Source organism: Methylobacterium sp. Leaf108, from assembly GCF_001423265.1.
In the GTDB taxonomy this organism is placed as follows: Bacteria; Pseudomonadota; Alphaproteobacteria; order Rhizobiales; family Beijerinckiaceae; genus Methylobacterium.
In genome coordinates this window covers 51,167-70,247 of record NZ_LMND01000006.1, presented here as the reverse complement: position 1 = coordinate 70,247, position 19,081 = coordinate 51,167, and the positions used below count along the sequence as shown (strand labels likewise).

The 19,081-nt window shown below is 69.7% G+C and carries 23 protein-coding genes; 5 read left to right on the top strand and 18 right to left on the bottom strand.

Annotated features, from left to right (window positions below):
• Nucleotides 1–29: 29 nt before the first annotated feature.
• The 4 genes from ASF39_RS06345 to ASF39_RS06330 form a co-directional block, all read right to left on the bottom strand.
• Nucleotides 30–638 carry a chemotaxis protein CheW gene (locus ASF39_RS06345; protein WP_056282024.1) on the bottom strand — a complete coding sequence of 203 codons (609 nt, stop codon included), beginning with the start codon at nucleotides 636–638 and terminating at the stop codon, nucleotides 30–32.
• Nucleotides 635–2,080, bottom strand: coding sequence for a protein-glutamate O-methyltransferase CheR (locus ASF39_RS06340; RefSeq protein WP_056282020.1), 1,446 nt, complete (start codon nucleotides 2,078–2,080; stop codon nucleotides 635–637). Before ASF39_RS06340 ends, ASF39_RS06345 begins: the two co-directional genes overlap by 4 nt.
• Nucleotides 2,080–2,583 carry a chemotaxis protein CheW gene (locus ASF39_RS06335; protein WP_056282017.1) on the bottom strand — a complete coding sequence of 168 codons (504 nt, stop codon included), beginning with the start codon at nucleotides 2,581–2,583 and terminating at the stop codon, nucleotides 2,080–2,082. The genes ASF39_RS06340 and ASF39_RS06335 overlap by 1 nt, the downstream gene beginning before the upstream one ends.
• A gap of 194 nt (nucleotides 2,584–2,777) precedes the next feature.
• Entirely contained in the window at nucleotides 2,778–3,497 is a 720-nt protein-coding gene (locus ASF39_RS06330) for an RluA family pseudouridine synthase (protein WP_055881610.1), read from the bottom strand.
• A 41-nt stretch (nucleotides 3,498–3,538) separates the two neighbouring features.
• Between ASF39_RS06330 and ftsY the strand changes: the two genes are divergently transcribed.
• On the top strand, nucleotides 3,539–4,891 hold the full coding sequence (gene ftsY, locus ASF39_RS06325) for a signal recognition particle-docking protein FtsY (protein ID WP_056282014.1): 1,353 nt from the start codon (nucleotides 3,539–3,541) through the stop codon (nucleotides 4,889–4,891).
• Here ftsY and ASF39_RS06320 read toward each other — a convergent pair.
• Together ASF39_RS06320 and ASF39_RS06315 are read right to left on the bottom strand one after the other, a co-directional pair.
• Nucleotides 4,888–5,271 carry a type II toxin-antitoxin system VapC family toxin gene (locus tag ASF39_RS06320; RefSeq protein WP_348271510.1) on the bottom strand — a complete coding sequence of 128 codons (384 nt, stop codon included), beginning with the start codon at nucleotides 5,269–5,271 and terminating at the stop codon, nucleotides 4,888–4,890. The two genes, ftsY and ASF39_RS06320, sit on opposite strands and share 4 nt — an antisense overlap.
• Nucleotides 5,268–5,528 carry a type II toxin-antitoxin system VapB family antitoxin gene (locus tag ASF39_RS06315; RefSeq protein WP_056282010.1) on the bottom strand — a complete coding sequence of 87 codons (261 nt, stop codon included), beginning with the start codon at nucleotides 5,526–5,528 and terminating at the stop codon, nucleotides 5,268–5,270. Before ASF39_RS06315 ends, ASF39_RS06320 begins: the two co-directional genes overlap by 4 nt.
• Before the next feature lie 102 nt (nucleotides 5,529–5,630).
• Between ASF39_RS06315 and ASF39_RS06310 the strand changes: the two genes are divergently transcribed.
• Entirely contained in the window at nucleotides 5,631–6,242 is a 612-nt protein-coding gene (locus ASF39_RS06310; RefSeq protein ID WP_056282007.1) for a septation protein A, read from the top strand.
• 3 nt (nucleotides 6,243–6,245) lie between these two features.
• Here the strand turns inward: ASF39_RS06310 and ASF39_RS06305 are convergent, their stop codons facing one another.
• From ASF39_RS06305 to ASF39_RS06300, 3 genes are read right to left on the bottom strand one after another with little or no spacing between them, the layout of a single operon-like run.
• On the bottom strand, nucleotides 6,246–6,833 hold the full coding sequence (locus ASF39_RS06305; protein WP_056282005.1) for a DsbE family thiol:disulfide interchange protein: 588 nt from the start codon (nucleotides 6,831–6,833) through the stop codon (nucleotides 6,246–6,248).
• Entirely contained in the window at nucleotides 6,830–6,997 is a 168-nt protein-coding gene (gene ccmD / locus ASF39_RS20305; protein ID WP_082494403.1) for a heme exporter protein CcmD, read from the bottom strand. The genes ASF39_RS06305 and ccmD overlap by 4 nt, the downstream gene beginning before the upstream one ends.
• 5 nt (nucleotides 6,998–7,002) lie before the next feature.
• Complete coding sequence (locus ASF39_RS06300) at nucleotides 7,003–7,797, bottom strand: heme ABC transporter permease (protein ID WP_056282001.1); 795 nt, start codon at nucleotides 7,795–7,797, stop codon at nucleotides 7,003–7,005.
• A 267-nt stretch (nucleotides 7,798–8,064) separates the two neighbouring features.
• Here ASF39_RS06300 and trpS point away from each other — a divergent pair, with 267 nt between their 5' ends.
• Together trpS and ASF39_RS06290 are read left to right on the top strand one after the other, a co-directional pair.
• Entirely contained in the window at nucleotides 8,065–9,123 is a 1,059-nt protein-coding gene (gene trpS, locus ASF39_RS06295; RefSeq protein ID WP_056281998.1) for a tryptophan--tRNA ligase, read from the top strand.
• Between the two features lie 3 nt (nucleotides 9,124–9,126).
• The gene (locus tag ASF39_RS06290; RefSeq protein ID WP_056281996.1) at nucleotides 9,127–9,819 is read left to right on the top strand and encodes a haloacid dehalogenase type II; all 693 of its coding nucleotides are present in this window, start codon (nucleotides 9,127–9,129) and stop codon (nucleotides 9,817–9,819) included.
• Nucleotides 9,820–9,966: 147 nt separating this feature from the next.
• Here the strand turns inward: ASF39_RS06290 and ASF39_RS06285 are convergent, their stop codons facing one another.
• The 9 genes from ASF39_RS06285 to dapF form a co-directional block, all read right to left on the bottom strand.
• Complete coding sequence (locus tag ASF39_RS06285; RefSeq protein ID WP_056281993.1) at nucleotides 9,967–10,620, bottom strand: pyridoxamine 5'-phosphate oxidase family protein; 654 nt, start codon at nucleotides 10,618–10,620, stop codon at nucleotides 9,967–9,969.
• Nucleotides 10,621–10,834: 214 nt separating this feature from the next.
• Nucleotides 10,835–11,854: a ketol-acid reductoisomerase gene (gene ilvC / locus ASF39_RS06280; protein ID WP_055881585.1), complete on the bottom strand. Its 1,020-nt coding sequence runs from the start codon at nucleotides 11,852–11,854 to the stop codon at nucleotides 10,835–10,837.
• A gap of 132 nt (nucleotides 11,855–11,986) precedes the next feature.
• Nucleotides 11,987–12,622, bottom strand: a complete 636-nt coding sequence (locus tag ASF39_RS06275; protein WP_056281990.1) for a glutathione S-transferase — start codon at nucleotides 12,620–12,622, stop codon at nucleotides 11,987–11,989.
• Nucleotides 12,623–12,641: 19 nt separating this feature from the next.
• A complete protein-coding gene (locus ASF39_RS20300) occupies nucleotides 12,642–13,004 on the bottom strand; it encodes a type II toxin-antitoxin system PemK/MazF family toxin (protein ID WP_082494402.1) in 363 nt (120 codons plus the stop codon).
• Complete coding sequence (locus ASF39_RS20295; protein ID WP_082494401.1) at nucleotides 12,988–13,227, bottom strand: hypothetical protein; 240 nt, start codon at nucleotides 13,225–13,227, stop codon at nucleotides 12,988–12,990. The genes ASF39_RS20300 and ASF39_RS20295 overlap by 17 nt, the downstream gene beginning before the upstream one ends.
• 51 nt (nucleotides 13,228–13,278) lie before the next feature.
• Nucleotides 13,279–13,821, bottom strand: a complete 543-nt coding sequence (ilvN, locus tag ASF39_RS06270) for an acetolactate synthase small subunit (RefSeq protein WP_056281987.1) — start codon at nucleotides 13,819–13,821, stop codon at nucleotides 13,279–13,281.
• Between the two features lie 23 nt (nucleotides 13,822–13,844).
• Nucleotides 13,845–15,620, bottom strand: a complete 1,776-nt coding sequence (locus tag ASF39_RS06265) for an acetolactate synthase 3 large subunit (protein WP_056281984.1) — start codon at nucleotides 15,618–15,620, stop codon at nucleotides 13,845–13,847.
• A gap of 290 nt (nucleotides 15,621–15,910) precedes the next feature.
• The gene (gene mtaB, locus ASF39_RS06260) at nucleotides 15,911–17,155 is read right to left on the bottom strand and encodes a tRNA (N(6)-L-threonylcarbamoyladenosine(37)-C(2))-methylthiotransferase MtaB (RefSeq protein WP_056281981.1); all 1,245 of its coding nucleotides are present in this window, start codon (nucleotides 17,153–17,155) and stop codon (nucleotides 15,911–15,913) included.
• Nucleotides 17,156–18,070 (bottom strand): diaminopimelate epimerase, encoded by a 915-nt coding sequence (gene dapF / locus ASF39_RS06255; protein ID WP_056281978.1) that lies wholly within the window; start codon nucleotides 18,068–18,070, stop codon nucleotides 17,156–17,158. It abuts the gene before it with no gap.
• Nucleotides 18,071–18,391: 321 nt separating this feature from the next.
• On the opposite strand from dapF, the gene ASF39_RS06250 reads away from it, so the two are divergent.
• Nucleotides 18,392–19,078, top strand: coding sequence for a GyrI-like domain-containing protein (locus ASF39_RS06250; RefSeq protein WP_244472297.1), 687 nt, complete (start codon nucleotides 18,392–18,394; stop codon nucleotides 19,076–19,078).
• Nucleotides 19,079–19,081 lie beyond the last annotated feature (3 nt).

Here is a 19,081-nt window from a genome sequence, read left to right as displayed (position 1 = left end):
GGATGCGCCGCCGTCCGACGGACGCGGGCTCACGACAGGTAGCGATGGATCAGCAGCCGCGGGTCGATGACCACGACCGCCCCGGGGTGCGATCCGCCCGCTTGATAGACCGAAACCGCTCCGCTTCCCAGGCTTGCCTCCCGCAGCCCCGCCGGGGCCTCGCCGCCGGCCGGAGCGGCCTCGACGGGAATGGCGATCACGGCCTCGACACGGTCGACCGCCAGGGCGATGGCCGCCCCGGTGCCGCGCAGCAACACGAAATGGCCGGTGGGCACCTCGCCGTCCGTTTCCCACCCAGCGTTGTCCGTCATCCCCGCGGGGCGTCCGAGCCCCTCCGCGGGGCGTCCCAACGCCTCGGCGAGGCCGATCACGCTGACGACGCGGCCCGAGAGCGCCACGAGGCCGAGCACCGCCGCGGGCGCGCCCGGCACGGGCGTGCAGGCCCGCGCCGGCATGACCTGGGCGACTTCGCCGAGCGGCAGGCCGTAGCGGTCCGGCCCGCACAGGCACAGGAGCACCGGGCGGGTCGCGACGCGGGTGCCCGACCGGCCGCGCCTGGCCAGGGTCGCGGAGCGCTCGTCGAGCAGCGCGTCGAGCCGCGCCTGCGTCCTGCCGTCGATCAGGGCCCCAGCCGTCACGTCGCGTCCTCTCGAAGGCCGTCGCGGGCCAGGATGGCCGTCGCGACGAGTTGGCCCGCGCGCAGGCCGTCGCCCTCGGGCACCTCGTCCTCCGCCGCGAGGCGCCGGGCGATCCGGACGGCGTTGTCGAGGCTGCGCGCGGCCGCCTCGCGGCGACCCACCCCCGTCAACAGAAGGCCGAGCTGGTAATGGGCCATGACGAAGTCGCCGTCGAGGTAGATCGCACCGCGCAAGGCGCGTTCGGCCTCGACCTCGCGGCCCAGGCTCCAGGCGAGCAGCCCGTCGTAATAGTGGAGGGCGGGCTGCGTCGGCCCCTCGACGAGGGCCGTGCGCACCGCGCGCCAGGCCTCGGCGACCGCGCCGGTGTCGGCCAGGGTCCTGATCCGGTCGAGGGGGTCCGTCCGCGGCGGCGGCGGGGAGGCCGGTTCTGGGTGCGCCCGCACCGGGCTCACCCAGGTGGATTCCACCCGCACCGGTGCAGGGGGGGCGGGGAGGGGACGCCAGGGGGTGGGCGCGATGACGGCGTGCTGCGGCGTCCCCTCCGGCTCGGCCGGCATGGCGCCGCGGGGACGGTAGGCGACGGTGCCGGGCAGGTTGACGGGGTCGAGGATCTCGCAGAACGACGGGTTCGGCTCGGCATGGCCGAGGAGAAGCCAGCCATCGGGCTTCAACCGCCGGCCGAAGGCGTTCACGAGGTCGAACACGACCCGGGCCTCGAAGTAGATGAGGACGTTGCGGCACAGGATCAGGTCGACGTCGGAAAACCGCGGCAGGCCGTCGTCGAGCAATCCGAGGAGGTTCTGGTTCTCGAAGGTTACCATCCGCCGGAAGTGCGGACGCAGGGTGAAGCTGCCGTCCCGGGACGCGCCGGGCGCACCGGGGCCGGTGACGAAGAAGCGTTCCTGGTCCTCGACGGGCAGCGTCCGCAGCGCCCAGCGCCCGTAGGTCCCCGAGCGGGCCACGGCGAGCGCGGCGTCGCTGATGTCGGTTCCGGTGATGGCGATGCGCCAGGTCGGCAGGTCCTGGCCGAGGAGGTCGTGGAGCAGGATCGCGATCGAATGCGGCTCGGCCCCGGTGGAACAGCCCGCACTCCAGATCCGCAGGGTCCGGCTCTGTGCCCTGGCGGCGATCAGGCCGGGCAGGATGGTCCGGCGCAGGGCCGCGAACTGCTCGGCGTAGCGAAAGAAGAACGTCTCGCCGATGGTGATCTCGGATTCGAGGGCGGCCCACTCGGGCGGTCCCGTCTCCGGTCCGGAGAGATGGGCGAGATAGGCCCCGGCGTCGGTCAGCCCGCAGGCCTTGAAACGCCGGTACAGGCGGTCGAACAGCAGCCCGTCCTTGTCGCGGTAGTAGTGGTGGCCGGTGCGCGCGATCACCGCCGCCTTCAGGGCGGGATAGCCCGGATCGGTCTCCGGGCCCGGCCGGGTCGTGCGGGTCGCCATCACGCCGCCGGGAACGCCGCGAGGCGGTCGGCCTCGCGCGCGGCGAGGGCGGCGAGCCGGTCACGCTCCTCAAGGGTGAGGATGCGCGGCACCGCGAGGATCGGTACGAGGCGGTCCTGCCGCGACAGTTCGGCGACGACGCAGCCGTTCAGCGTGCTCGTCTGCGAGATCGGGTGCACCGCCTCATCCCCCACCCGGACGAGGTCGTCGACCCGGTCGACCAGGAAGGCGGCGGCCCCGTCGGCGGCGAGCACCAGGTGGCGGTAGGGGTTCTCGTCCTCGGGCACCCGCGCTTCTCCCCGCAGGCCGAGCAGGCGCGGCAGGTCGATCACCGGCACCGGAAGGCCGCCGAGATCGAGGAACCCGGCCAGCATCGCGCCGGCCGCCGGCGGTCGGTGCAGGCGCGGCAGGGGCAGGATCTCGCTGACCTCGACCTGCGCCAGGGCGCAGGTGGTGCCGGCCAGGGAGACGACGAGGTAGGCCGAGGTGGGGGACGGTACCAGGACGCGGCTCCGGTCAGGACGAACGAAGCAGCGGCCGGCCGGCCGGCTGCGTCCTCAGATAGGACGGCGGGTGGAGAGAGAGCAAACCCGAAGATGTCTTCCCGCGAGACGATGCCTGCCCGCGAGACGATGCCTGCCCGCGAGACGATGCCTCGCCACGGGACGGTGCCTCGCCAGGACGAGGAGACCGGAGATCAGCTCTCGGATTCCCCCTGCCACCCGCATTCGGCGAGCATGGGCGCCATGTGCGCCGGGGCCGGGGCGGTGACGAGGATGGGCGGCTTCTTCGGATAGAGCGGCAGGCTCAAGGCCCGCGCATGGAGCTGCAGCCCCGGTCCGCCGAAGCGCGGGGCCGTGCCGTAGATCGGATCGCCGAGGATCGGCCATCCAGAAGCGGCGCAATGCACCCGCAGCTGGTGCGTCCGCCCGGTGACGGGGGTCAGCGCCAGCCAGGTCAGGGCCCGGTCGGGCGAGCGGCCCAGCACCTGCCACCGGGTCAGGGAGGGGTCGCCGGCCGGGTCGACCTTCATCCACCAGCTGCGCGGGTCGTCGGAGCGCCGGGCGAGGGGCAGATCGATGCTGCCGTCCGCCTCGTCCGGGCCGCCTTCCACCAGCGCCCAGTAGGTCTTGCCGACGCTTCCGCTGGCGGCGAACAGCTTGTTCAGGCGGGCGAGCGCCTTGGGATGGCGCCCCAGCGCCAGGCAGCCGGAGGTGTCGCGGTCGAGCCGATGGGCGACCTCGGGACGGCGCGGAAGGCCGAACCGCAGGCCGTCGAGGTGGTCGGTCAGGGTCTCGCCGCCCTTCGGGCCGGGATGGACGGGCAGTCCGGCCGGCTTGTCGATGACGAGAATCAGGCCATCGCGGTAGAGGAGGCGGGCGCCTATGTCTGCTACGAGGGCATCGGCTGGGGGCATGGTCTCGCGCTAACGCCGCCGGGACCAGGGAGCAAGCGGGAATGAGCGACGACAAGAGGCCGGGCTGGCTGCTGCGCCGGATGTTCGGCAAGAAGGAGGAGGCGTGGCCGCCGGAGCCGGTGCCGGTCCAGCCGCCGGATGCCAAGGCGGATGCCAGGCCGGAGCCCACTCCCGCAGCCGAGCCGGTGGCGCCGCCCCTCGATTCCCCTGCCTCGATCTCGGAAGGCCAGCCGGACTTCGCCACGGGCGCGGCGGACGTGGCCCATGTCCCGCTGCCGGCGAGCGAGCCGTCGCAGGTCGATTCCGACAAGAACGCCGTCCCCGACGAGATCGAGGGCGCCGACCTCCAGCCGGTGGAGGAGGCGGTGGAGGAGGCGCCGGCGACGTCTCTGACGCCGGAGCCCGAACCGGACCCCGCGCCCGTGGCGGTTCAGGTGGTCATGCCCGAGGTCGTCCTGTCCGAGCCGGAGAAGCGCGGCTGGTGGAGCCGGCTGACGGGCGGCATGAAGCGGACCTCCTCCGCCCTGTCGGAACGGGTGACCGGCCTCTTCACCAAGCGCAAGCTCGATGCAGACACCCTGGAGGAACTGGAAGACGCCCTGATCCAGGCCGATTTCGGGGTCGAGACCGCCATGCGGATCTCGGAGGCCGTGGGCAAGGGCCGCTACGAGAAGGGGATCTCGCCCGACGAGGTCAGGGCCATCCTGGCCGCGGAGGTCGAGCGGGCGCTGCTCCCCGTCGCGTTGCCGCTGGTGGTCGATGGCGCGAAACGACCGTTCGTGATCCTGATGATCGGGGTCAACGGCGCGGGCAAGACCACCACCATCGGCAAGCTGTCCCTCAAGCTGAAGGCCGAGGGGCGCAGCGTGATGTTGGCGGCCGGTGACACCTTCCGCGCCGCCGCCATCGAGCAGCTCAAGGTCTGGGGCGAGCGCACCGGGGTGCCGGTGGTGGCGGGCGCGCAAGGGGCGGACGCCGCCGGCCTCGCCTTCGAGGCCTTCAAGGCGGCCAAGGCGGCGGGCACCGACGTCCTCCTGATCGACACCGCGGGGCGTCTCCAGAACAAGACCGGGCTGATGGCCGAGCTGGAGAAGATCCTGCGCGTGATCCGCAAGATCGACCCCGACGCCCCCCACGCGGTGCTCCTCGTCCTCGACGCGACGGTGGGCCAGAACGCGATCAGCCAGGTCGAACTGTTCTCGAAGGCCGCCAACGTCACCGGCCTCGTGATGACCAAGCTCGACGGCACGGCGCGCGGCGGCATCCTGGTGGCGCTGGCCGCCAAGTTCGGCCTGCCGGTGCACTTCATCGGGGTCGGCGAAGGGGTGGAGGATCTCGAGCCGTTCGCGGCGCGCGACTTCGCACGGGCGATCGCGGGGCTGGAGGCGGATTAGGCGATCGCGATGTCGGTCCTGGAGAAATCGTTACCTTTGAAAAGCAGCGGCGCTCCGAGGGCCTGAGCCAGGGCGTAGGAAAAGCAATCGCCGAAGTTCAGGCCGGCCGGGTGCCGGCCTTTGCCGTACCGGGCAAAGGCATCGGCCGCGCGCTGGGCGAGGGCGTGGTCGACCGGATGTATGCCGATATCGCGGCGCGTCAGCCAGGTATCGACGACGGCCCGACCGCCGAACCGCCCCTCGGCGATCATGGCGCATTCGAGGTAAGTCGCGGCCGACATCATCCGCTCGCTGGCCAACGCCAGCGAGCGAGACAAGGCGGCGGCCTCGGTTTCGTGCTGGAGGATCGCCACGAAAACCGAACTGTCGACGACGATCACGCCGGCAGTCCATTCTCGTCGTAGGACAAGACGTCGACAGGGATGCGCTCATCGACCACGGAAAGCGCGGACCATTGCGCCCGAAGATCGTCATCCGCCTTCAATCCCTCGGCAATACGGTGGGCGCGTTCCTCGTCCAGCCGTTCCCGCTCGCGCCGCAGCAGGTCCACGAGCAGGTCGGTGCCATTCCGCCCGGCGCTGGCCGCGACCTCGGCGAGCAGGGTCTCGAAATCGGGGTCCTCGATCGTGATCGACATCGGCGGGCTCCCGGAGCTGGCCGGTTGAGGCGGGGGCTCAAACCCGTGTACAGCGCGGGCGCCGGAGTGACCATGCCGCGCCCGAGCGGCCGAGGACAGACCATGCAGATCGAAGCCGTCCCCCCGAAGCGTCATCTGCCGCCGTTCCTCAAGCTCGTGCTGGAACTCGGGCCGCTCGTGGTGTTCTTCTTCGCCAACGCCTATGCCGAGCGCTTCGGCGTCACGCCCGACCAGAAGCTGTTCGTGGCGACGGGCCTGTTCATCGCCGCGACGGTGATCGCGCTGTCGATCCACTACGCCCTGATGCGGCGCCTGCCGATCATGCCGCTGGTCTCCGGCGTGGTGGTGGTGGTGTTCGGCGGCCTCACCCTGGCGCTGCAAGACAAAACCTTCATCATGATGAAGCCGACCATCGTGAACACGTTGTTCGGGCTCGTCCTGCTCGGGGGGCTGGCCTTCGGCAAATCGCTGTTGTCGGTCGTGCTCGACAGCGTGTTCGCCCTCACCGAGGAGGGCTGGCGCAAGCTCACCTTCCGCTGGGGCCTGTTCTTCCTCGTGCTGGCGGTGCTCAACGAGGTGGTCTGGCGCACGCAGACCGAGGATTTCTGGGTGAGCTTCAAGGTGTTCGGCATCATGCCGCTGACGATCGCCTTCGCCCTGTCGCAGACGCCGCTTCTAATGCGGCACGAGCGCAAGGACGCGCCGGAGGCGTGAGGCTCAGCGCTTGTCGGCCGCGGCCCTGATCCGTCCGAGGACGGAGGCGTAGTTCTCCGGCGTCAGGATGCCCACGAGCTTGTCGCGGATGACGCCGTCGGGGCCGATGATGAAGGTCTCGGGCACGCCGTAGACGCCGAAGTCGATGCCGGTGCGGCCGGTCGGGTCCATGCCCACCGCCTGGAACGGGATGCCGTTGCGGCTCAAGAACCGGCGGCCGTTCTCGGGCGAATCCTTGTAGTCGATGCCGACGAGGCGCAGGCCGGGCTCGCGGGCCAGCCGCATTAGCTGGGGATGCTCGATCTGGCAGGGCGCGCACCACGACGCCCACACGTTCAGGACCGTCACCTTGCCCTTGAGCTCGTCGCTCGACAGGCCCGGCACCGGACCGTCCTCGCCGACGAGGCCGGGCATCGCCTCCAGGGTGAAGGCGGGGGCCGGCCGGCCGATCATCGCCGAGGGCACCGCCGCCGGATCGGCCCCCGAACGCAAGCGCAGGAAGAAGATCACGCACAGGAGCGCGAAGGCGACCACCGGCAGGATCGTCAGCAGCGACCGGCGGGGCACGGCGGCAGGGGTGTCGCGGCTCACGAGGGCTCTCCGGAAGGTCCGTCGGTCCGCTCGTCCTGCATCGCCGCCAGCGTCCGGCGCTGGGCACGCGCGTCGCGCAGGGCGTGGAGAATCAGCCCGCCGATCACCAGGGCGGTGAAGGCATAGGCTCCCAGGATGAAGCCCCCGTGCGGCTCGAGATCCATCGCGGTCACAGACCCGGGATCGCCCGATCGAGGACGGGGGAGGACGCGGGCGTGGGCCGGCGCGCGCCGCCTTGGTCCAGGGCCTCGGCCTCGCGGATGGTCAGCACCCGCACCCGGCGGCGCAGGATCTCGGTGCGCATCCCCTGCAAGTGCAGGGTGATCCCCAGCAGGGTGAAGGCGAGGATCATGAGGAGCAGCGGGTAGAGCATCGACGGGTCGATGGTCGAGCCGCCCATGCGCAGGATCGAGGCCGGCTGATGCAGGGTCGACCACCAGTTCACCGAGAACTTGATGATGGGCAGGTTTACCGCGCCCACCAGGGTCAGGATCGCGATGGCGCGGGCGGCCCGGTTGGGATCCTCGATGGTCCGCCACAGGGCGATGATGCCGCAGTAGATCAGGAACAGGATCAGCATCGAGGTCAGCCGCGCGTCCCAGACCCAGTAGGTGCCCCACATCGGCTTGCCCCAGAGCGAGCCGGTGACGAGGCAGACCAGCGTGAAGGCGGCGCCGATGGGGGCGGCGGCGCGCTGGGCCACGTCGGCGAGGGGATGGCGCCAGACCAGGGTGCCGATCGCCGAGAGCGCCATCGACCCGTAGAAGAATACCCCGAGCCAGGCCGCCGGCACGTGGATGTACATGATCCGCACGGTCTCGCCCTGCTGGTAGTCGGCGGGCACCACGAACCAGGTCAGGTACAGCCCGTAGGCCAGGAGCGCCGCCGACAGCCCGGCGAGCCAGGGCATCACGGGGGCGGTCCAGCGCAGGAAATGGCCGGGATGGGCGAGGCGGGTCCACATGCGCCGGCCTTAGCGCAGGGTGCGGTGCAACCGCAATGCGGAGGTTGGGCGCAGCCCGGTCGCCCGCATGGTTCGATGGGGCGGACGCCGGGCGTTCCAGGGCTGGACCGGGATGCCGCCGCGGGTCTGGCGGCGGGTGGCGACGGGCTTTCGCGCCTCGCCTTGACCCTCCCCGGCGGCCGGTCCAGAACCCGGCGCTCGCGCAGCGTCCCGACGAGGGAGGCACGCCTCGTTTTTTCTCATACCAACCGCACGGGGACACGCGCGATGGCCGCGTTCAACGACCTGGTGTTTTCCGGCGTGCAGCCGACCGGGAACCTGCACCTCGGCAATTATCTCGGCGCCGTGAAGCGGTTCGTGGAGATGCAGGCGCGGGACGCGCAGTGCCTGTATTGCGTGGTCGACATGCACGCGATCACGCTGTGGCAGGATCCGGCCGAGCTGAAGACCCAGATCCGCGAGGTCACGGCCGCGTTCCTGGCCGCCGGCATCGACCCGAAACGCTCGATCGTGTTCAACCAGAGCCAGGTGCCGGCGCACGCCGAACTCGCCTGGATCTTCAACTGCGTCGCGCGGCTCGGCTGGCTCAACCGCATGACCCAGTTCAAGGACAAGGCCGGCAAGGACCGCGAGAACGCGTCCATCGGCCTCTACGCCTATCCGGTGCTGATGGCCGCCGACATCCTGGCCTACCGCGCCACCCACGTACCGGTCGGCGAGGACCAGAAGCAGCACCTCGAACTCACCCGCGACATCGCCCAGAAGTTCAACAACGACTTTTCGGGCTCGATCGCCGCGCACGGCCACGGCGACGCCTTCTTCCCCGTGACGGAACCGCTGATCGGCGGTCCGGCCGCCCGCGTGATGTCCTTGCGCGACGGCACCAAGAAGATGTCGAAGTCCGACCCCTCGGACAATTCGCGCATCAACCTCACCGACGACGCCGACGCCATCGCCAACAAAGTCCGCAAGGCCAAGACCGACCCCGAGCCGCTACCCTCCGAGGTCGCGGGGCTCGCCGGGCGGCCCGAGGCCGACAACCTCGTGGGCATCTTCGCCGCCCTCAAGGACACCACCCGCGAGGCGGTGCTCGCCGACTACGGCGGCGGGCAGTTCTCCGCGTTCAAGGGCGCGCTGGTGGAACTCGCCGTCGAGATCCTGGCGCCGCTCGGCGCCGAGATGAAGCGGCTCGTGGCCGAGCCCGAGCACATCGACGCCGTGCTGTTCGACGGCGCCGAGCGCGCAGACGCCATCGCCGCCCCGACCCTCGACGCGGTCAAGGACATCGTCGGCTTCGTGCGGCGTCCGCGCCTGCGCAGCGTCTGAACCATGGCGATCCGGGCTCTGGTCTTCGACGTCTTCGGGACGCTGGTCGACTGGCGCTCCGGTGTCGCCCGCGAGGCCGCACGCCTCCTCGGTCCCGGCCTCGACGGCGGCGCCTTCGCCGATGCCTGGCGCGCCCGCTACCAGCCATCCCTGGAGCCGGTGCGCGCCGGCATGCGCCCCTTCGTCGACCTCGATACGATCCATGCGGAATCGCTCGGCGACGTGCTGGCACAGTTCGGCATGGCGGATACCCCGGACGCGGTGCGGGCGGAACTAGTCCAGGCCTGGCACCGGCTCGACGCCTGGCCCGAGGTGCCGGACGCCCTGCGACGCCTGCGCAAGAACCACCTGCTCGCGCCCAACTCGAACGCGCACCTCCGGCTGATCGCCGATCTCGCCCGCCGCAACGGGCTGATTTTCGACGCGATCCTCGGCGCCGGGTACTCCCGCGACTACAAGCCGAAGCCCGCCCTCTACCGCGACGCGGTGGCGGCCTTCGGTTTCGCCCCGGAGGAAACCCTGATGGTCGCCGCCCATTCGGGCGACCTCGCGGCGGCGACGCGCCACGGCCTCTCCACCGCGCACATCGCCCGGCCGCGCGAACACGGGCCGGGTGGCGGGGAGACCGCGCCGGGTGTCCCGGTCACCATCGCAGCGCGGGATCTGGCGGATCTCGCCGACCGGCTCGGCTGCTGATCGCAGGAGCGAAGCGGGGACGCGGCGGCTCGCCGAGGATCTCGGTCGCGGGCCGGGCCATTCCAATTCCCTGTGATCGAGGGACGACGCCTGCCTGCCGTCTCGCAGGCGTTCGTCGTCGCCCGGCGGCCTCCGTCGCGGACCTCGTCAGCTCTCGCCGCGCGCGACCCGGGCCTCGTATTCCGGCAATTCGATCCGGCCTTCCGTCGCCACTCGGGCTCTGTCCTCGTCCGGGATCACGTCCGCGACCATGTCGAGGCGCTTCCACAGGGCGAGCGGGGTTTCCTTCTCCGGGGTCGGTACGTAGCGGTTCTGCTCGAGCTTCTTGTACTTGTGGATGTAGCGCGGGCAGTTCACCCAGGCCTTCGTGACCGCGATCTTCACGAGGTACTTGGCCTCGGTGTACTCGGCCATCAGCGGATCGTCGCGCAGCATCCGGGCGTGGCCCTGGACGCGGACCCGGTGCGGCGTCTCGAAGTCGATGAACAGCAGGCCAACCTTGGACTGCCCCTCGATGTTGCCCATCGAGTACCACATGCCGTTGCCGTCGAAGCCCGGGAACACGAGGGTTTTGTCGTCGAGCACCTTCACGAAGCCGGGGCTGCCGCCCTTGTAGGAGACGGTCGGCATGCCGTCGGGATCGACGGTGGACAGGAAGAACATGTCGCGACTGCCGATGAAGGCCGCCTCGTCCGGCGAGACGTGGTCGTGGACCCAGCCGGTATCGAGGCGCTCGGCGAGCTTGAGGGTGTTGTATTCTTCCTGGAGCGCGCGATGTTCGTCGAAATAGAGCGATGCCATGCCGGATGTGTCCTCCCGTGTCTCGGCCGCACTCGGACGGGCAGCCATTGGGTGGAATGATCGCGGGATTTTCCGCTCGGCACAACCTTGCGAGTGCCTCCTCCCGTTCCGCCCACGACACGCGCACGCATGAAAAAGCCGGCGTCGCTCGCACGACGCCGGCGTCAGCCCTGACGCGCAGCCGAGCAAAGCACGGCTGCGAAATCCCAAACGATCAGTTCTTGGACTTGTCGACGAGCGCCTTCTCGGAGATCCACGGCATCATGCCCCGCAGCTTGGCGCCGACCTCCTCGATGGGATGGCGGGCGAGCTTGGCGCGGGTGGCCTTGAACGAGGTCTGGCCGACCTTGTTCTCGAGCATCCAGTCGCGGGTGAACTTGCCGGACTGGATGTCGTCGAGCACACGCTTCATCTCGGCCTTGGTCTCGGCGGTGACGATGCGCGGGCCGGTGACGTACTCGCCGTACTCGGCGGTGTTCGAGATCGAGTAGTTCATGTTGGCGATGCCGCCCTCGTAGATGAGGTCGACGATGAGCTTCACCTCGTGCAGGCACTCGAAATACGCCATCTCGGGGGCGTAGCCGCCCTCGACCAGGGTCTCGAAGCCGGCCTTGATCAGCTCGACGAGGCCGCCGCAGAGCACGGCCTGCTCGCCGAAGAGATCCGTCTCGCACTCTTCCTTGAAGGTGGTCTCGATGATGCCGGCACGTCCCCCGCCGTTGGCCGAGGCGTAGGAGAGGCCGAGATCGTGGGCGTTGCCCGACGCGTCCTGCGCGATGGCGATGAGTGTCGGCACGCCGCCGCCCTTGAGGTACTCGCCGCGCACCGTGTGGCCGGGGCCCTTGGGGGCGACCATCAGCACGTCGAGGTCGGGGCGCGGCTCGATCAGGTTGAAGTGGACGTTGAGGCCATGGGCGAACAGGAGGGCGGCGCCCTGCTTCATGTTCGGCGCCAGCGACTCCTTGTAGATGTCGCCCTGCAGTTCGTCGGGGGTGAGCATCATGACGACGTCGGCCTGTTTAGCGGCGTCGGCCACGTTCATGACCGTGAAGCCCTCGTGCTCCGCCTTCTTGGCGGTGGCCGAGCCCTCGCGGAGCGCGATGACGATGCCCTGCACGCCGGAATCGCGCAGGTTCAGCGCGTGGGCGTGGCCCTGGCTGCCGTAGCCGACGATGACGACCTTCTTGCCCTTGATCAGGTTGAGGTCGGCGTCGCGATCGTAATAGACCCGCATGGCGGTCCCTTCTCTTCTTAAGACGTGAGTGCGCCCCGGCGCCCTCATCTGAAACGACATCCGCGCGGCCGTGCGATGCCGGCTTTTAACGAGGCGATCCCCGCGACGAAAGGGGAATTGTTCCGTCGCCGATCACGCCGGCAGGTCGAGGCCCTCGCGGGCGAACACCGCCTGGACGGCAGGACGCCCGGCCATGGCGCGGGCATGCGCGGTCCAATGCGGGAACCGCGTCGCCATGTCGAAGCCCAGCGCCGGTCCGCGTCCCCACATCCAGAACAGCAGCAGATAGGGATCGACGACGCTGAAGCGGTCGGCCACCGCCCAGCCGCCGTTGGAGAGCCTGACCTCGGTCATCGTGAAGAGGTCGCCGCAGGTGTCTGCGCCCTTGGCGCGGATGCCGGCGAACGCCTCCTCGTCGGCGGTGTAGCGCTCGGGCCGGCGCACGTGGGCATAGGCGATGTGATGGTTCGTGGAGAGCCACCCGAGCCATTCGTCGGCCACCGCCTGATCGCGGGGAGACTCCGGCCACAGCGCCGGGTGGCAGCGCCCGACATGGCGCAGGATGGCGCTGTTCTCGGTGAGGACCCAGTCCGCCTCGACCAGGGCCGGCACGCGGCCTCGCTCGTTGACGGCGAGGTATTCGGGCGCACGCTGGTCGCCGGCCATCAGGTTGAGGCGGGCGGTCTCGAAAGGAGCGCCCGCCTCCTCGAGGGCGATGTGGGAGGCGAGCGAACAGGCGCCGGGGGCGTAGTAGAGGATGGCTGGCATCGGTCAGGTCACTTGACAGTCAGGAATCGAAACGGAGGCCGAGAACTTTAGCGATCGTATCGCGAACCTCCGTCAGGAGGTCGAACGGTACCGCCCCAATCGAACGAAAACCACGAGACGCCCGATCCACGCTGCGAATGTGATCGCAGAGCACAGCGCCTTTCACCGGCAGCCCGCTCGGAAGGATCACCTTTGTGGGCCAGGGCGCGATATTTCCCGTGATTGGACAGACGATGGCGATCGCATTCCGCTTATGGAAACCCTGCCCGGTGAGGACGAGGGCCGGCCGGACGCCGGCTTGTTCCCTACCCAGCGTAGGCCGAAAATCCACCCAGACGAGGTCACCGGCGTGGGGAAGCTGGAGATCATCGACTCCATTCATCGTCGATAATCTCCGCGCCGACGTCTTGCCCCCAATCGACGACTTCGGGACGGTTCGCGGGACCAAGCCGGTCCATCTCGGCCAGCATTTCCTCCAGCGTCAATGAGGGGGCGCGAGGACTGATTTCGACGGTTTGCCCGTCACTCAGGCCGTTTTCCCGACCTAGTTTTGCGGAAAAACGAATCACGAATTCCTCACCCGATTGCGTTAGCTTGGCCTTCATCGCTCACGGTCTCCGCGGAACCCCGTCGATATAGCACCGCGCGAAAAAACCTCACATCGCCTCCGCCCCACGCCCCATCGCCGCGATGCCGGTGCGCGAGATCTCGACGAGACCGATCACCGTCATCAGTCCGATGAAGCGGTCGATCTCCTCCGTCGTGCCGGTGACCTCGAACACGAAGGAGTTGAGGGTGGCGTCCAGCGTCTTAGCGCCGAAGGCGGCGGCCAGGGTCAGGGATTCGGTGCGGTGCTCGCCGGTGCCCGACACCTTCACGAGGCAGAGCTCGCGCTCCAGTGCACGCCCCTGGAGCGTCAGGTCGACGACGCGGTGGACCGGCACCAGCCGGTCGAGCTGCGCCTTGATCTGCTGGATCACCGCGTCGGTTCCGGTGGTGACGATGGTGATGCGCGAGATGTGGCGCGCCACCTCGGTCTCGGACACCGTCAGGCTCTCGATGTTGTAGCCCCTCCCCGAGAACATGCCGGAGATCCGGGCGAGGACGCCCGGCTCGTTGTCGACGATGACGGCGAGGGTGTGCCGGTTGACGGCCTCCAGCCTGCCGGCGTCGGGGTAGTGCGTGTTCATGGCGTTCATGACGTCTCTCCTCCGGGCCGGCTTCAGACCAGCATCTTGCCTTCCTCGGAGATCACGTCGCCGAGGTCCATTCCGGTCTCGCCGAGGTAGTCGGAGAGCAGCATCTCGTTGTGGGCCTTGCCCGACGGAATCATCGGGAAGCAGTTCTCTTTCTTGTCGACGACGCAGTCGAAGATGACCGGGCCGTCGTGGTCGAGCATCTCCTTGATCGCCGCATCGAGGTCACCCGGCTTCTCGCACCGGATGCCCTTGGCGCCGTAGGCCTCGGCGAGCTTGACGAAGTCGGGCAGGCTCTCGGAATAGCTCTGCGAGTAGCGCGAGCCGTGCAAGAGCTCCTGCCACTGGCGCACCATGCCCATGTACTCGTTGTTCAGGATGAAGATCTTGACCGGCAGGCGGTACTGCACGGCGGTGGACATCTCCTGCATGTTCATCAGGATCGAGGCTTCGCCGGCGATGTCGATGACGAGCCCGTCCGGATGGGCGAGCTGCGTGCCGATGGCGGCGGGCAGGCCGTAGCCCATGGTGCCGAGCCCGCCGGAGGTCATCCAGCGGTTCGGCTCGTCGAACTTGTAGTACTGGGCCGCCCACATCTGGTGCTGGCCGACCTCGGTGGTGATGTACGTCTCACGGTCCTTGGTGGCCTCGTAGAGGCGCTGGACCGCATATTGCGGCTTGATGATCGTGCCCGAGGGCCAGTAGTTCAGGCACTCGCGCGCCTTCCAGGTGCGGATCTTGGCCATCCAGGCGTCGAAGCGGTCCTGGTCCGGCGCCGTGTCGAGGGCCTTCCAGGCCGCGACCATGTCCTCGAGCACCGAGCCGCAATCGCCGACGATGCCGACGTCGACCTTGACGACCTTGTTGATCGACGAGGCGTCGACGTCGATGTGGATCTTCTTGGAGAACGGCGCGAAGGCGTCGAGACGGCCGGTGATGCGGTCGTCGAAGCGCGCGCCGACGCAGATCATCACGTCGCATTCGTGCATCGCGAGGTTGGCCTCGTAGGTCCCGTGCATGCCGAGCATGCCCAGGAACTTCTCGTCCGACGCCGGGAAGGCGCCGAGCCCCATCAGGGTCGAGGTCACCGGGAACCCGGTCATCGCCACGAGCTCGCGCAGCAGCCGCGAGGCGTGCGGGCCGGAATTGATGACGCCGCCGCCGGTGTAGAAGATCGGGCGGCGGGCGCTCGCCATCAGCTCGACGGCGGCCTTGATGGACGCAGCGTCGCCCTTGAAGGCCGGGCGGTAGGTCTTGTGGCCGTTGCGGCTCGGACGCTCGTAGATCCCGCTCGCGAACTGGATGTCCTTGGGCAGGTCGACGACGACGGGGCCGGGGCGTCCGTTCGAGGCGACGTAGAAGGCCTCGTGCAGGATGCGCGGCAGGTCGTCGATCGATTTGACGAGGTAGTTGTGCTTCGTGCAGTGGCGGGTGATGCCGACCGTGTCGCACTCCTGGAAGGCGTCGGTGCCGATGAGATGGGTCGGAACCTGGCCGGTGATGCAGACGAGGGGGATCGAATCCATCATCGCGTCGGTGAGCCCGGTGACGATGTTGGTGGCGCCGGGCCCGGAGGTGACGAGGACGCAACCGACCTTGCCCGAGGCGCGGGCATAGCCCTCGGCCGCATGGACCGCGCCCTGCTCGTGGCGCACGAGGACGTGCTTGAGTTCCTCCTGGTGGAAGAGCGCATCGTAGATCGGCAGCACCGCGCCGCCCGGATACCCGAACAGCGTATCGACACCCTGATCCCGGAACGCCCGGATGACCATTTCGGCCCCGGTCATGACCTCGCCGCTCATCGTCTCAACTCCCTCGAAGCCTTGGTCGAATCCCCGTGTCGCGTCCCGTCGCAGGCAACAAAAAAGGGCCCCGAAGGACCCTGCATGCGCCACCATCCGGATCGCGGTCCCTGCTGTCAGGACCGCCCCGTCAGTGGCGCTTTCGTTACGATGAGGATGGAACGCATCACGTGAAGTCTTCTGTTCGGTCGTCCGCCGTCATGACGAATCGACAATCGTGACGCCGTCATTACCGGACCGGCGCAACCCGGTCAACGTGGCGCGAACGACCGGATCACGACGATCGCCCCTCAGGCCAGGGCCGCGCCCTGTGCGATCAGCATCCGTCCGTCGTGGCCCGCGATCGCGACCTCGCACAGGTGCCCGGCCGGTGTCCGTGCCTGCAGCCGGACCGGGGTAAAACCCTCCGTCCGGCCGATGCCGCCGCGCTCGGCCAGCACCCGGTGGCGGCGCCCGACCTCGCCGGACAGATGCCGGATCAGGGCAGCGGCTCCCGCCTCGCGCAGGCGTGCGGCGCGCTCGCGCACCTCCCCATCGGGCACCGGCGGCATGCGCGCGGCCGGGGTGCCGGGGCGGGGCGAATAGGGAAAGACGTGGAGGTGGGTGAGGCCGCAGTCCGCCACAAGGTCGAGGGAGCGCGCAAACTGCGCCTCGGTCTCGGTGGGAAAGCCGGCGATGAGGTCGGCCCCGAACACCACCTGCGGGCGCAGCGCCCTCACGTCCTCGCAGAACCGGATGGCGTCGGCGCGGCTGTGGCGCCGCTTCATCCGCTTCAGGACGAGGTCGTCGCCCGCCTGAAGCGAGAGGTGGAAATGCGGCATCAGGCGCGGCTCGTCGGCGATGGCCGCCATCAGGTCGTCGTCGGCCTCGATGGAATCGATCGAGGACAGGCGCAGGCGGTCGAGGTCCGGCACGCCTGCCAGGATACGGCGCACGAGACGGCCGAGCGTCACCGGTTCGTCGTGGTCACGGCCGTAGGCGGTCAGATCGACGCCGGTGAGCACGACCTCGCGCCCGCCGTGCGCGACGATGGTGCGGACCTGATCGACCACCTCGGCAAGTGACAGCGACCGCGAGACGCCGCGACCGAACGGGATGATGCAGAAGGTGCAGCGATGGTCGCAGCCGTTCTGCACCGGCACGAACGCGCGGGTGTGGCCCGGCAGGTGGGTGATCCGCGTGGCGGCGGCGGCGCGCACGGCCATGATGTCGTCGACGGCGACGCGGCGGTTCCCGTCCGCCCAGGCCTCGGGCCGCAGCTTGGCGTCGTTGCCGACGAGGCGGGCGACCTCCGGCATCGTGGCATAGGCCTGCGTCTCCACCTGGGCGCCGCAGCCGGTGACCACGATCTCGGCCTGCGGCCGCTCCCGCGCGAGGCGGCGGATCGCCTTGCGCGCCTGCCGGCCGGCCTCGGCCGTCACCGCGCAGGTGTTGACCACGACGCGGTCGCGGCCGGGGACGTCGGCGTGGGCGCGGATCGCTTCGGATTCCACCGTGTTGAGGCGGCAGCCGAAGGTCAGGGTCTCGATCGCCATTCAGCCGGCCCCGAAACGTGCGGGCTCCACGCTCTCGGGCGCGAAAATCCCGGGGGGAAACGCATCCTCCCATTCCAGCGCCACCGGCCCGGTCATCAGCACGTGGTCGTCGGCGCGCCATTCGATGACGAGGTCGCCGCCGGGCAGGCCGACGGTGGCCTGGCGCCCGATCATGCGCAGGCGCGAGGCCGCCACCACGGCGGCGCAGGCGGCGGTGCCGCAGGCCAGGGTCAGGCCGGCCCCGCGCTCCCACACCCGCAGGCGGATCGACTCCGGCCCGGTCACCTCGGCCAGCGAGATGTTGGCGCGCTCGGGGAAGATCGGGTGGTTCTCCAGCATCGGGCCGATCCGGCCGAGATCGTAGCCGGCCGGATCGCGATGGACGAAGAACACCGCGTGCGGGTTGCCCATGCTCACCGCCCCCGGCGAATGCAGCACGGGGTCGTCGATCGGGCCGATCTGCAGCTCGATCCGCCGGGTGTCGGGGAAGGGTTCGGCCAGCGGGATCTCGTCCCACCGCAACCTGGGGCGGCCCATGTCGACGGTGAAGGAGCGGTCGGCCATGCGGTTGACGGACACGAGGCCGGCGATCGTCTCCAGGGTCAGCCGGCCGCTTTCGGCGGGCCGGGCCATGGCCGGATCGTCGAGCATGGCGAAGGCCACGCAGCGGGTGCCGTTGCCGCAGGCGCCCGATTCCGAGCCGTCGGTGTTGTAGATCCGCAGGAACGCGTCCGTTCCCGGCGAAACGGAATCGTGGATCACCATGAGCTGGTCGAAGCCCGAGCGGGGGTGGCGGGCGATGGCCTGCGCCTCCGCGGCGGTGACCCTGTGGCCCGAGCCGCGCAGGTCGAGGACGACGATCCGGTTGCCGGCGCCGTGCATCTTCAGGAAGCGTCGGTGGGCGAGGGGACTCATCGGGCGGCGGGGCCTTCTCAAACGCGAACCGGAGCCAAGGGCTGGGGCCTGCCTATAGGGCAAAGCCGGTGCGCACGCACGCGGGCCGCCCCTGCGTGCGTTGCAGAAGCGCCGCGCTCGCCCGGCATCTGGTGCCGGCGCGGCGGTGACGTCTCGCGGGTCTCACCGTTCGCCGGTACGGTGGGGCGGGGCAACCAGCGCGCGACCGTTCTGGAAAGCCCCGTGATGCCGCCGGAGCGCCACCCCGTGACCCGACTTCGCCCCTCGCGCCGTTCGCGCCTGCCGTCTGCGGTGGCCGCCTCCCGATCGCTCGCGGCGGGCATCCTGCTGTGGGGAGCCGCGGCGACGGCACAGGAGACGGCGCCCCCCGCCGTCACCAACCCGCTGCCCACCACCACGGCGCCCGATCCGGCCAGATCCGCGCCCGTACCGGCGCCCGCCCCGGCACAATCGGTGGCGCCGGGACTGCCGACCGTACCGGGCTTGCAGACGACGCCCGCCGGCCCGGCGCGCCCACCCCTGGTGGAGACGCCCGGCGAGGCCAACGACGTCGACGACGTGACCCTGCCGGCCAAGCCCGCCGCGATCCTGGCCGGAACCGCCAAGTGGGAGGAGGCGGTGCCCACCCTCCAGGCGGCGTTCAAGCGGATCGAGGCGGACCTCGCCAAGGCCGGTCTTCCCCCGGCAGGGCGGCCGATCGCGGTCTTCGCCAAGACCGACGACGACGGCTTCCAGTTCGAGGCGATGATCCCGGTGACGGCGATCCCCGATCCGGCTCCGGCCATCGGAGACGGCATCCGCTTCGGCTCGACGCCGTCGGGCCGGGCGCTGCGCTTCAACCACAAGGGCTCCTACGAGGAGATCGACGGCACCTACGAGACGCTCACCGCCTATCTCGATGCCAAGGACGTGGTGGTGCAGGACCGGTTCATCGAGGAATATGTCACCGACCTCACCGACAAGGCCGACGATAAGCTCGAGGTGAACATCTACGCCCTCCCGCGGTGAAGC

Bases quoted from the DNA above. Each gene is read 5' to 3' on its own strand.
- ASF39_RS06340 (WP_056282020.1), bottom strand. From the start codon at position 2,080: ATGGCGACCCGCACGACCCGGCCGGGCCCGGAGACCGATCCGGGCTAT.
- ASF39_RS06330 (WP_055881610.1), bottom strand. From the start codon at position 3,497: ATGCCCCCAGCCGATGCCCTCGTAGCAGACATAGGCGCCCGCCTCCTC.
- ftsY (WP_056282014.1), top strand. From the start codon at position 3,539: ATGAGCGACGACAAGAGGCCGGGCTGGCTGCTGCGCCGGATGTTCGGC.
- ASF39_RS06315 (WP_056282010.1), bottom strand. From the start codon at position 5,528: ATGTCGATCACGATCGAGGACCCCGATTTCGAGACCCTGCTCGCCGAG.
- ASF39_RS06310 (WP_056282007.1), top strand. From the start codon at position 5,631: ATGCAGATCGAAGCCGTCCCCCCGAAGCGTCATCTGCCGCCGTTCCTC.
- ccmD (WP_082494403.1), bottom strand. From the start codon at position 6,997: ATGGATCTCGAGCCGCACGGGGGCTTCATCCTGGGAGCCTATGCCTTC.
- ASF39_RS06300 (WP_056282001.1), bottom strand. From the start codon at position 7,797: ATGTGGACCCGCCTCGCCCATCCCGGCCATTTCCTGCGCTGGACCGCC.
- trpS (WP_056281998.1), top strand. From the start codon at position 8,065: ATGGCCGCGTTCAACGACCTGGTGTTTTCCGGCGTGCAGCCGACCGGG.
- ASF39_RS06290 (WP_056281996.1), top strand. From the start codon at position 9,127: ATGGCGATCCGGGCTCTGGTCTTCGACGTCTTCGGGACGCTGGTCGAC.
- ASF39_RS06285 (WP_056281993.1), bottom strand. From the start codon at position 10,620: ATGGCATCGCTCTATTTCGACGAACATCGCGCGCTCCAGGAAGAATAC.
- ilvC (WP_055881585.1), bottom strand. From the start codon at position 11,854: ATGCGGGTCTATTACGATCGCGACGCCGACCTCAACCTGATCAAGGGC.
- ASF39_RS06275 (WP_056281990.1), bottom strand. From the start codon at position 12,622: ATGCCAGCCATCCTCTACTACGCCCCCGGCGCCTGTTCGCTCGCCTCC.
- ASF39_RS20300 (WP_082494402.1), bottom strand. From the start codon at position 13,004: ATGAATGGAGTCGATGATCTCCAGCTTCCCCACGCCGGTGACCTCGTC.
- ASF39_RS20295 (WP_082494401.1), bottom strand. From the start codon at position 13,227: ATGAAGGCCAAGCTAACGCAATCGGGTGAGGAATTCGTGATTCGTTTT.
- ilvN (WP_056281987.1), bottom strand. From the start codon at position 13,821: ATGAACGCCATGAACACGCACTACCCCGACGCCGGCAGGCTGGAGGCC.
- ASF39_RS06265 (WP_056281984.1), bottom strand. From the start codon at position 15,620: ATGAGCGGCGAGGTCATGACCGGGGCCGAAATGGTCATCCGGGCGTTC.
- mtaB (WP_056281981.1), bottom strand. From the start codon at position 17,155: ATGGCGATCGAGACCCTGACCTTCGGCTGCCGCCTCAACACGGTGGAA.
- dapF (WP_056281978.1), bottom strand. From the start codon at position 18,070: ATGAGTCCCCTCGCCCACCGACGCTTCCTGAAGATGCACGGCGCCGGC.